The sequence below is a fragment of the Streptomyces sp. PsTaAH-137 genome, from assembly GCF_003259365.1.
Taxonomy (GTDB): domain Bacteria; phylum Actinomycetota; class Actinomycetes; order Streptomycetales; family Streptomycetaceae; genus Streptomyces.
Genome location: NZ_QLLY01000005.1, coordinates 392,407 through 401,834, shown reverse-complemented (window position 1 = coordinate 401,834; position 9,428 = coordinate 392,407). Strand labels below are relative to the sequence as shown.

The window sequence follows — 9,428 nt, the reverse complement described above, 5'->3', positions numbered from 1 at the left end:
TCGGAGCGGCTCCGCGCCCCGCCGCCGTCGTCAAGCGGTGCCCCGAAGGATGTCACGATCCGCCAGCAGGGAGCGCGTGACGACGTCGAGAAGGTGTCCGGCGCGGGAGGCGAGCGAGGGCTGGTCGCCGGCCCACGCCAGCATGGCGATCAGGGCGAAGAGATCCTCACCGTCGATGTCCCGCCGGGCGGCACCGGCCTCCTGCGCCCGGACGAGGAGCCCGGCACCGGCCGCGCGCAAGGTGACGCACGAGGCGTGCAGGGCCGAGTCGGGATCGTCGATGGCGGCCGCCATCAGCACGGTCACGCCCCGGTACTCGGTCGTCCACGCGACGCACTCGCCCACCCATGCCACGAGCGCGTCCGCGGGCTCCCGCGACGACGCGAGCCCGTCCGCGCGGGCGGTCAGCTCCTCGAAGCTCTCGTGCAGCAGCGCCTCCATGAGCGCCTCGCGCGTGGGGAAGTGCCGCAGCAGCGTCGCCAGTCCGACGTCGGCCCTGCGGGCGACGTCGCGCATCGAGACGTCGATGCCCTGCTCGGCGACGGCGGGGCGCGCCACGGCGAGCAGGTGGTCGCGGTTCCTCTTGGCGTCGGCGCGCATCACAGTCCTCACTTGCCAACCGGTTCACCGATCCATATATTCGGATCAGTGAACCGTTTACTTGGTTCACTGATCCGGAAGAGCGTAACCCTTGCTGTGAGCAGGAGGACGATGATGCCCCCACGCACGATGAAGGCGATCCGGCTGCACGAGTTCGGAGGCCCCCAGGTGTTGCGGTACGACGAGGTGCCGGTCCCCGCACCGGCACCGGGCGAGGTGCTCGTCCGCGTGCGGGCGGTCGGCCTCAACCCGCCCGACTGGTACGTACGCGAAGGCATGCCCGGCATCCCCGACGCGTTCAGGCCCCCCTTCGACCTGCCTCTGATCCCCGGAACGGACATCTCGGGGGTCGTGGAAGCCGTCTCCGACGACGTCCGGGGCTTGGCCCCGGGAGACGAGGTGATGGGCCTGCTGCGCTTCCCCGACGCGATGCAGAGCGGTGCCTACGCCGAGTACGTCACCGCACCGGCGAGCGACCTCGCGCCCAAACCGGCCACCGTCGATCACGTGCACGCCGCCGCGCTGCCCATGTCGGGACTGACCGCGTGGCAGTACCTGATCGAGGTCGGGCACGAACACCCCTCCCCGTTCCAGGACGCTCCGCACCGGCCCGTCGCCCTGAACGACGACATGACCGTGCTCGTCAACGGCGCGGGCGGCGGAGTCGGCCACCTCGCCCTGCAACTGGCCGCCTGGAAGGGAGCCCGTGTCATCGCCGTCGCCTCCGGCGCCCACGAGCGGTTCCTGCGCGACCTCGGCGCCGACGCGTACATCGACTACACCCGGCAGCGCCCCGAGGACGTCGTCCGGGACGTGGACGTGGTCCTGGACACCGTCGGAGGCCCCGCCAGCCGGCGCTTCCTGCCCACCCTCAAGCGCGGCGGGGCGCTGTATCCGGTGTACTTCGGAGAGTTCGACGAGGAAGAGAACGCGCGACTGGGTGTCACCGTCACCGGCACGCAGGTCCGGGCGAACGGCGCCCAGCTGGCCGAACTCGCCGCTCTGGTCGACAAGGGCGCCGTCCGCGTCGCCGTGGACAGCACCTATCCGCTCGCGCAGGCCCGGGCGGCCCACGAGCGGGCCGCCCAGGGACACCTCCAGGGCAAGCTCGTGCTCACCGTCGCCTGAACGGGGTCTCGCCCACAGCGCTCAGTCGTCGTACGGGGCGAGGTCGGCCCGCTTCGGCGGGCGGCCGTCGCCCGAAGACCTGCCGGTCAGGCGGCGGCCGATCCACGGAACCAGGTGCTGCTTGGCGAAGCGGGCGTCGCTCACCCGGCGCCTGACCCAGGTCGGCGCGACCGCGGGCGGCAGCGGTGTACGCCAGTCGTCGCCCGGCTCGTACCCGAGCGCCTGCCAGACCGCCTCGGCGACCCTGCGGTGGCCCTCCGCCGTCAGGTGCAGCCGGTCGACGTCCCACAGCCGCTGGTCGCCGAGGACATGGGCCCCGTACAGGTCGACGACGAGGGCGCCGTGCCGGGCCGCGAGGTCGTCGATGCAGGTGAACAGCTCCTCCATGCGGGGCCGGAACCGCTCCATGACCGGGCCGTTGCGGCCCGGGCTGCGCATCAGGACCAGCTGCTCACAGGCGGGCGCGAGCTTCTCGACGGCCTCGGTCAGCAGGTCGCGGACCCGGATCATGTCGACCTTGGGGCGCAGGGTGTCGTTGAGGCCGCCGACGAGCGTGATGACGTCGGGTTTCATGGCGGCGGCGACGTCGACCTGCTCGGCGACGATCTGGCCGATGAGCTTGCCGCGCACCGCCAGGTTCGCGTACCGGAAGCCGGGGGTGTGCGCCGCCATCCGGCCGGCCAGCAGGTCGGCCCAGCCGCGGTAGGAGCCGTCGGGCAGCAGGTCCGACATGCCCTCGGTGAAGGAGTCGCCGACCGCGACAAGACTGGTGTAGTTGGCATTCATCTGCATGGCGCCGTTGATCGTATCCCGGCCTCCCCGGCCGCGCGCGCCACAGGTCTGGGCAGCGGGCGGGAGCGGCGGTATGCCAAGAACACCGAACTGAACGGGGAGAGCGTCATGGGCATGAGCAGCATGTGGACGGCGGCCTTCTGGAAGGCCACCGCCGAGCGCGCCGTCAGGACCTTCGCACAGTCCCTGGCGGCCGTCCTGGTCGCCGGGGCGACCAATCTGCTGAACGTCGACTGGGTGGCGGCGCTCGGCACCGCGGGCCTGGCCACGCTGCTCGCGGTGCTCACCGCGCTCGGCGCCGCGGGCGTCGGCCCGCACGGCCCGGGCCTCCTGGAGACCCCCACACCGGACCGTGCGGCCCGGCCCACGGACTGAACCCGGCCCGCACCCTCACACGGTCTGCCCGAACAGCTCGCGCAGCAGGTCCTCCATGGTGACCAGGCCCGCCAGGCGGCCGTCCGCGCCGAGCACCGCCGCGACGTGCGTCCGGCTCCGCCGCATCGCGGTGAGCACGTCGTCCAGCGGCGTCGCCTCGCGCACCCGTGCGATGGACCGCATGTCCGGCACCCGGAACGGCAGATCGCGCGGCATCGCGTCCAGCGCGTCCTTCACATGGAGGTAACCGACGATGCGCCGGCTCTCGTCCACGACCGGGAAGCGCGAGAACCCGGACTCGGCGGACAGCTGCTCCAACTGCTCCGGAGTGACGCCCACGCGCGCGTAGACGACCTTCTCCAGCGGCAGCACGACGTCCTTGACCGGGCGGCGGCCCAGCTCCAGGGCGTCGTGCAGGCGTTCCTGCGCGCGGTCGTCGATCAGGCCGGCCTCGGAGGAGTCCCGGACGAGCCGGGCCAGCTCGCTGTCCGAGAACGTCGCCGAGACCTCGTCCTTCGTCTCCACGCGCAGCAGCTTCAGGAGCGTGTTCGCGAAGGCGTTGACGGCGAAGATCACCGGGCGCAGGGCGCGCGCGAGGGCGACCAGCGGCGGGCCGAGCAGCAGCGCGGCGCGCACCGGCTCGGCGAGCGAGATGTTCTTCGGCACCATCTCGCCGAGCAGCATGTGCAGATACGTCGCCACGGCCAGCGCGATCACGAACGCGATCGGGTGGACCAGGCCGTCCGGCATCCCGACGGCGTCGAAGACCGGCTCCAGCAGATGCGCGATGGCCGGTTCGGCGACGATGCCGAGCACCAGGGTGCACAGCGTGATGCCGAGCTGGGCCGCGGCCAGCAGCGCCGACACGTGCTCAAGACCCCACAGCACGCTGCGGGCCCGGCGGTTCCCCTCCGCCCCCTCCTCGACGTGTTGCTCGATCTGGCTGCGCCGTACGGAGATCAGCGCGAACTCGGCGCCGACGAAGAAGGCGTTGACGACGAGGGTCGCCAGACCGATCAGGAGCTGGATCGCGGTCATCGGGCCTCCTCCTTCGCGGCGGCGGCGAGCGGGGCGTGCAGCAGGACGCGGGCGGCACGGTGCCCGTGCGCGTCCACGACGTCGAGGCGCCACCCGGCGACCTCGACGGTGTCGCCGATGTCCGGGATGCGGCCCAGCTCGGTGGCGACGAGGCCGGCCAGGGTCTCGTACGGGCCGTCGGGCGCGCGCAGTCCGACCCGGGCGAGCTGGTCGGTGCGGGCGGCGCCGTCGGCCGAGTACACCGTCCGGCCCTCGGCGTCCGCGCCCGCGGCCGCGATGTCGGGCGTCTCGTGCGGGTCGTGCTCGTCCCGCACCTCGCCGACGACCTCCTCGACGATGTCCTCCAGCGTGGCCACACCGGCCGTGCCGCCGTACTCGTCGATGACCACGGCCATGGTGCGCTTGCCGGACAGCCGGTCGAGGAGCTGGTCGACGGAGAGCGTCTCGGGCACCAGGAGCGGTTCGCGCAGCAGCTCGGAGACGGTCTTGCGGGCGCGCCGGTCGGCCGGCACGGCGAGGACGTCCTTGATGTGGGCGATGCCGACGACGGTGTCGAGGTTGCCGCGGTAGACGGGGAAGCGGGACAGGCCGGTCGCGCGGGTCGCGTTCGCCACGTCCTCGCAGGTCGCCTGCACGTCGAGGGCGACGACCTGGACGCGCGGCGTCATCACGTTCTCCGCGGTCAGGTCGGCCAGGTTCAGGGTGCGCACGAACAGCTCGGCGGTGTCCGCCTCCAGGGCGCCCTCCTTCGCGGAGTGGCGGGCCAGGGCCATCAGCTCCTGCGGACCGCGCGCGGAGGCCAGCTCCTCGGTCGGCTCGATGCCGAAGCGGCGCACGAGCCGGTTCGCGGTGTTGTTCAGGTGCGTGATGAACGGGCGGAACAGCGCGCTGAACCAGCGCTGCGGCGTCGCCACCCGCTTGGCCACCGCCAGCGGGGAGGAGATGGCCCAGTTCTTCGGCACCAGTTCACCGACGACCATCAGGAACACGGTCGACAGCGCGGTACCCAGCACCAGCGCCACCGACGACGACGCGCTCCCGGGAACGCCGACGGCCTCGAGCGGTCCCGCGATGAGCTTGGCGATCGACGGCTCGGCGAGCATGCCGACGACCAGGTTGGTGACCGTGATGCCGAGCTGGGCGCCGGAGAGCTGGAAGGTGAGGTTGCGCGCGGCCTTCAGGGCACCGGCGGCACCGCGCTCACCCCGCTCGACGGCGTCCTCTAGCTCGCCGCGCTCGACGGTGGTGAGCGAGAACTCCGCGGCGACGAAGGCGCCACAGATCAGCGAGAGCAGCACTGCGACGGCGAGCAGGAGCACTTCGGTCATCATCGGGTCGTCACCTCCGTCCCATGATCGGCCAGGGGCGGCTGTGGCGCGCGATCACGGGGACCACGCAGGGGGATCGACCGGGTACTGGGAGGCTCGCCCATGGGCGGACGCTCACACCTTTCACTGGAGGCTTTCGCCGCGGAACGTGGTGTGCCTCGCGCGATGCGAGGCACACGCCCATGGTAAAGGACCGGCAAAGCAAACGATGCGCTACCGCTCGGTGAGCGGCTTGACCCACCGGCTCCACTGCGGCTCGGGGGCATAACCGGCGGCCTTCCACGCGTGGTGCGCCTGTTCGTTGCGGTCCAGGACCATCGCGTCACCGCGCCGCCCGCCGAGCGCGAGGAACCGCTCCTCCGCCGCCGCGAGCAGCGCCGAGCCGATGCCCTGCCGCCGCGCGTCCGGGTGCACGGCGAGCCGGTACAGATGGCACCGCCAGCCGTCGAATCCGGCGATCACCGTCCCCACCAGCTCCCCGTCGCGCTCGGCGAGCAGCAGCGCCTCGTGGTCGCGGGCGACCAGGCGCTCCACGCCCGCGCGGTCGTCACTGATGCTGGTGCCCTCGGCGGCCACCTTCCAGAAGGCGAGCACGGCGTCGAGATCGGTGGGGGCGGCGGACCGGACACGGAGATCGTTCATGGCGCGAAGGCAATCAGGCGGAGCCGCGCGCCGCAACGGTTTTCAGGGACCGGTGACCGACCGCCCCGCCCACTCCGGCGCCGGTTCCGCGAGGGCGGCGAGCCGGTCCCGCAGGTCGTCGGGGAAGGGGACCGCCCGGCCCGCCTTCTGATCGACGTACAACGCGAGCAGTTCGATGGTGGCGACGGCCTCCGGGCCTCCCGCGAACATCTCGTGCGCGAACCGCACCTTCTTCCCGGCCGCGCCGAGCACCCGCGTCCGTACGGTGAGCGCGGTCCCCTCGGGGACGTCCCGCAGATAGCGGACGTGGGACTCGACCGTGTACAGCGAGCAGCCGGTGCGTTCGCGGTAGGCGGCGTCCACACCCGTACGGTCCATCAGCGCATCGGTCGCGAATCCGAAGACCAGGACGTAGAACGCCTCGCTCATGTGGCCGTTGTAGTCGATCCACTCCGGCCGCACGGTCTCGTGGAACAGCGGAAGGGCGCTCACGCGGCACCGGTCCCGGGCAGCCGTCCGGTGGCACGCAGTACGGCGATCACGCCCCGGTCCCGCTCGCCGACCAGGTCGGCCACGGTGCGCCCGGCGGCGGCGTCGTCGCAGCCGGTGACCACGGCGTCGTACAGCTCCTTGTCCAGCTCCGGGGCTTCGAGCCGGGTCCACGGCGACTTCAGGGACGGCCCGAAGTGGTCGAGCATGTGGGCCATGCCGCCCTCGCCGCCCGCCAGCGCGAAGGTCAGCATCGGGCCCATGACCGCCCATCGCAGCCCCGGCCCCTCGGTGATGGACCGGTCGATGTCGGCGACTGTCGCCTCGCCGTTCGCCACCATGTGCAGGGCCTCGCGCCACAGGGCTTCCTGGAGGCGGTTGGCGATGAAGCCGGGGACCTCCCGGTCCATGGTGATCACGGACTTGCCCGCGCTCTCGTAGAAGCGGGACAGCCAGTCCACGGCGTCCGGGTCGGTGTGCTCGCCGCCCGCCACCTCGACGAGCGGTATCAGGTACGGCGGGTTGAAGGGGTGTCCGACGACGAGCCGGCCCGGGGTCGCCGCCGCCGTCTGCATGTCGGTCATCGGATAGCCGGAGGTGGAGGAGGCGATCACGACGCCGGCGGGGGTCGCGGCGTCCAGCTTCGCGAGCAGTTCGCGCTTCAGCTCCAGCTTCTCCGGCGCGCTCTCCTGCACGAACTCGGCGTCCGCGACGGCCTCTTCGAGGGTGCCGGTGACCGTGAGCCGGTCCGGCGACGCGCCGGGGGCGAGCCCCAGCTGTTCGAGGGCGGGCCAGGCCGCGTCCACCAGGCGACGCAGCCGGGCCTCGGCGTCGGGCGCCGGGTCCCACGCGGTGACGTCGTAGCCGCCGCCGAGGAAATGGGCGACCCAGCCGCCGCCGATCACTCCGGCGCCGACACAGGCGACCCGGCGCACGGACTCGGGGGAGGTCTTCCGAGGGGAACTCAACAAAGGCTCCTTGGAGTGGTCGGGGCTCAACCGCGGGGCTTGAGGCCGAGCTTGAGGCGGGCCTCGTCGGGCGTGGCGACGCGGGCGCCCATCGCCTCGACGATCGTCACGGCGCGCTCCACCAGTTGGGCGTTGGTGGCCTTGACGCCCTTGCCGAGATAGAGGTTGTCCTCAAGGCCGACGCGCACGTGCCCGCCGAGCAGGACCGACTGCGCCACCCACGGCATCTGCATCCGGCCGAGCGCGAAACTGGCCCACTGCGCGCCCTCGGGCAGCATGTTGACCATCGACTGGAGCACCCCGGGATCGGCGGGCGCGCCCCACGGGACGCCCATGCAGAGCTGGAACACGGTCGGGTCGTCGAGCAGCCCCTCGGCGAGCAACTGCTTCGCGAACCACAGGTGTCCGGTGTCGAAGATCTCCAACTCCGGCCGCACACCCAGCTCCTGGATGCGCGCGGCACCGGCCCGGAGCATGTCGGGCGTGGAGATGTAGAGGTTCGAGCCGTCGCCGAAGTTCAGCGAGCCGCAGTCCAGGGTGCAGATGTCCGGCAGCAGTTGCTCGACGTGCGGCAGCCGCTCCAGGCCGCCGACGAGATCGGTGCCGGGCAGGTGCCGCAGCGGTTCGTCGGGGTCGACGACCAGGTCGCCGCCCATGCCGGCGGTCAGGTTGATGACGACGTCGGTGCCGGTCTCCTTGATGCGCTCGACGACCTCGCGGTACAGCCGCGGATCACGGGACGGCGCACCGGTCTCCGGATCGCGTACGTGGATGTGGACCGCGGCGGCACCGGCTTCGGCAGCCTGCACCGCGGAGGCGGCGATCTGTTCGGGGGTGACGGGGACGTGGGGGCTCTTGCGCACGGTGTCACCGGCGCCGGTGAGGGCGCAGGTGATGATGACGTCGTGGTTCATGGAGTTCATGGCGTTCATGGCGTTCATGGGTCGCTTCGGTTCCTCTCGGGAGGGAGGCGGGCGGGCGACGGGAAGAGGCTCGGGGACGGGCGGCTCGGGGCCGGGACGTCACGACCGTAACCGCGGATCGATGGTGACCTCAAGCCCTCGTTTCATGATGCGAGCGATCACCGCACCAAATGAACGCCGAACAAGCCACTGTCAGAGCGTCTCCGTGGCCCGTGCGATCTCCTCCGCGGCGGCCCGCGCGAGCGGCCCGAGCGTCTCGAACCGCGACTCAGGCACCCGGTCGTGCGGCCCCCAGATGCTGACCACCGCGAACGGCCGGCCGCGGCTGCCGAGCACCGGCGCGGAGACGCCGTACAGGCTGCGTTCCATCTCGCCCACACAGACGCTGTAGCCGCGCTCCCGGGTCCGTTCGAGATCGTCCCTGAGCCGTCGCCGGTCGGTGATCGTCGTGTCCGTGTACGCCTCCAGCGCGTCGCCGAGCAGCGCGTCCCCCTCCTCCTCGGGCAGCCAGGCGAGCAGGGCCTTGCCGGTGGACGTGGCGTGCAACGGCACCTGCCGGCCGAGCCACTTGGCGCTCAGCACCACCGGCGGCGCCACCTCGTCGACATAGGTGAGCCCGAGCTGTTGCACCACCGCGAGGTCGGCGGTCTCACCGGTCTGCTCGCTGACCCGGCGCAGCGTGCCGTGCGCGCGGCGGATCAGCCCGTCGTACCCGGCGACCGACGCCATCCGGGCCACCTCGAAGCCGATCGTGTAGCGGTTGGTGACCGGGCTGCGCTCCACCAGACCGAACTGCTCCATGGTCGAAAGGAGCCGCCAGGCCGTCGCCCGGTTCAACTCGCAACGAGCGGCGAGATTCGTGGCGGTGTCGCCGTCCGGCGCGCTGTCGGCCGTCGCCCGCAGCAGGCTGATCGCGCGCTCCAGGGACTGGACCTTGCCCGACGGGCTCGAACCCTCGCTGACCTGGGCGGATTCACGGTCGTCCGTGGTGTGCCGTGTGTTCGGCATAGGTGTCTGTCCCTCGGCTCTCTAGCCCGGTTGTTCATTGGGGGGAATACAAGTGTTCATCGTGGGCAGGAGCGCAGGCGCACGGCCTGCGACCTGGATCTTCCTCACTTGACCTCCCTCACGGCCGTCCCTATGTT

General features: G+C 71.8%; 11 protein-coding genes. 2 read left to right on the top strand and 9 right to left on the bottom strand.

The window, feature by feature from the left end; all coding sequences use genetic code 11:
• Positions 1-30: 30 nt before the first annotated feature.
• Positions 31-600 carry a TetR/AcrR family transcriptional regulator gene (locus tag K377_RS13635; RefSeq protein WP_111663556.1) on the bottom strand — a complete coding sequence of 190 codons (570 nt, stop codon included), beginning with the start codon at positions 598-600 and terminating at the stop codon, positions 31-33.
• A 114-nt stretch (positions 601-714) separates the two neighbouring features.
• Here K377_RS13635 and K377_RS13630 point away from each other — a divergent pair, with 114 nt between their 5' ends.
• The gene (locus tag K377_RS13630) at positions 715-1,728 is read left to right on the top strand and encodes an NADP-dependent oxidoreductase (protein ID WP_181512565.1); all 1,014 of its coding nucleotides are present in this window, start codon (positions 715-717) and stop codon (positions 1,726-1,728) included.
• A gap of 21 nt (positions 1,729-1,749) precedes the next feature.
• Here the strand turns inward: K377_RS13630 and K377_RS13625 are convergent, their stop codons facing one another.
• Entirely contained in the window at positions 1,750-2,520 is a 771-nt protein-coding gene (locus tag K377_RS13625) for an SGNH/GDSL hydrolase family protein (RefSeq protein ID WP_111663554.1), read from the bottom strand.
• A gap of 114 nt (positions 2,521-2,634) precedes the next feature.
• Between K377_RS13625 and K377_RS13620 the strand changes: the two genes are divergently transcribed.
• The gene (locus tag K377_RS13620; RefSeq protein ID WP_237551971.1) at positions 2,635-2,895 is read left to right on the top strand and encodes a holin; all 261 of its coding nucleotides are present in this window, start codon (positions 2,635-2,637) and stop codon (positions 2,893-2,895) included.
• A gap of 15 nt (positions 2,896-2,910) precedes the next feature.
• Here the strand turns inward: K377_RS13620 and K377_RS13615 are convergent, their stop codons facing one another.
• The 7 genes from K377_RS13615 to K377_RS13585 form a co-directional block, all read right to left on the bottom strand.
• The gene (locus K377_RS13615) at positions 2,911-3,933 is read right to left on the bottom strand and encodes a hemolysin family protein (protein WP_111663553.1); all 1,023 of its coding nucleotides are present in this window, start codon (positions 3,931-3,933) and stop codon (positions 2,911-2,913) included.
• Complete coding sequence (locus K377_RS13610; RefSeq protein WP_111663728.1) at positions 3,930-5,261, bottom strand: hemolysin family protein; 1,332 nt, start codon at positions 5,259-5,261, stop codon at positions 3,930-3,932. Before K377_RS13610 ends, K377_RS13615 begins: the two co-directional genes overlap by 4 nt.
• A gap of 213 nt (positions 5,262-5,474) precedes the next feature.
• Positions 5,475-5,903 (bottom strand): GNAT family N-acetyltransferase, encoded by a 429-nt coding sequence (locus tag K377_RS13605; RefSeq protein ID WP_111663552.1) that lies wholly within the window; start codon positions 5,901-5,903, stop codon positions 5,475-5,477.
• A gap of 42 nt (positions 5,904-5,945) precedes the next feature.
• Positions 5,946-6,395: a thioesterase family protein gene (locus K377_RS13600; RefSeq protein WP_111663551.1), complete on the bottom strand. Its 450-nt coding sequence runs from the start codon at positions 6,393-6,395 to the stop codon at positions 5,946-5,948.
• On the bottom strand, positions 6,392-7,360 hold the full coding sequence (locus K377_RS13595) for a 3-hydroxyacyl-CoA dehydrogenase NAD-binding domain-containing protein (protein ID WP_111663550.1): 969 nt from the start codon (positions 7,358-7,360) through the stop codon (positions 6,392-6,394). The genes K377_RS13600 and K377_RS13595 overlap by 4 nt, the downstream gene beginning before the upstream one ends.
• A 26-nt stretch (positions 7,361-7,386) precedes the next feature.
• Positions 7,387-8,274 carry a 3-keto-5-aminohexanoate cleavage protein gene (locus K377_RS13590; protein ID WP_111663727.1) on the bottom strand — a complete coding sequence of 296 codons (888 nt, stop codon included), beginning with the start codon at positions 8,272-8,274 and terminating at the stop codon, positions 7,387-7,389.
• A gap of 201 nt (positions 8,275-8,475) precedes the next feature.
• Positions 8,476-9,291, bottom strand: coding sequence for an IclR family transcriptional regulator (locus tag K377_RS13585; RefSeq protein WP_111663549.1), 816 nt, complete (start codon positions 9,289-9,291; stop codon positions 8,476-8,478).
• Between the last annotated feature and the right edge of the window lie 137 nt (positions 9,292-9,428).

Excerpts from the sequence above, each read along its gene's own strand:
- K377_RS13615 (WP_111663553.1), bottom strand. The coding sequence starts at position 3,933 with ATGACCGCGATCCAGCTCCTGATCGGTCTGGCGACCCTCGTCGTCAAC.
- K377_RS13630 (WP_181512565.1), top strand. The coding sequence starts at position 715 with ATGCCCCCACGCACGATGAAGGCGATCCGGCTGCACGAGTTCGGAGGC.
- K377_RS13635 (WP_111663556.1), bottom strand. The coding sequence starts at position 600 with ATGCGCGCCGACGCCAAGAGGAACCGCGACCACCTGCTCGCCGTGGCG.
- K377_RS13610 (WP_111663728.1), bottom strand. The coding sequence starts at position 5,261 with ATGACCGAAGTGCTCCTGCTCGCCGTCGCAGTGCTGCTCTCGCTGATC.
- K377_RS13585 (WP_111663549.1), bottom strand. The coding sequence starts at position 9,291 with ATGCCGAACACACGGCACACCACGGACGACCGTGAATCCGCCCAGGTC.
- K377_RS13605 (WP_111663552.1), bottom strand. The coding sequence starts at position 5,903 with ATGAACGATCTCCGTGTCCGGTCCGCCGCCCCCACCGATCTCGACGCC.
- K377_RS13625 (WP_111663554.1), bottom strand. The coding sequence starts at position 2,520 with ATGCAGATGAATGCCAACTACACCAGTCTTGTCGCGGTCGGCGACTCC.
- K377_RS13590 (WP_111663727.1), bottom strand. The coding sequence starts at position 8,274 with ATGAACCACGACGTCATCATCACCTGCGCCCTCACCGGCGCCGGTGAC.
- K377_RS13620 (WP_237551971.1), top strand. The coding sequence starts at position 2,635 with ATGAGCAGCATGTGGACGGCGGCCTTCTGGAAGGCCACCGCCGAGCGC.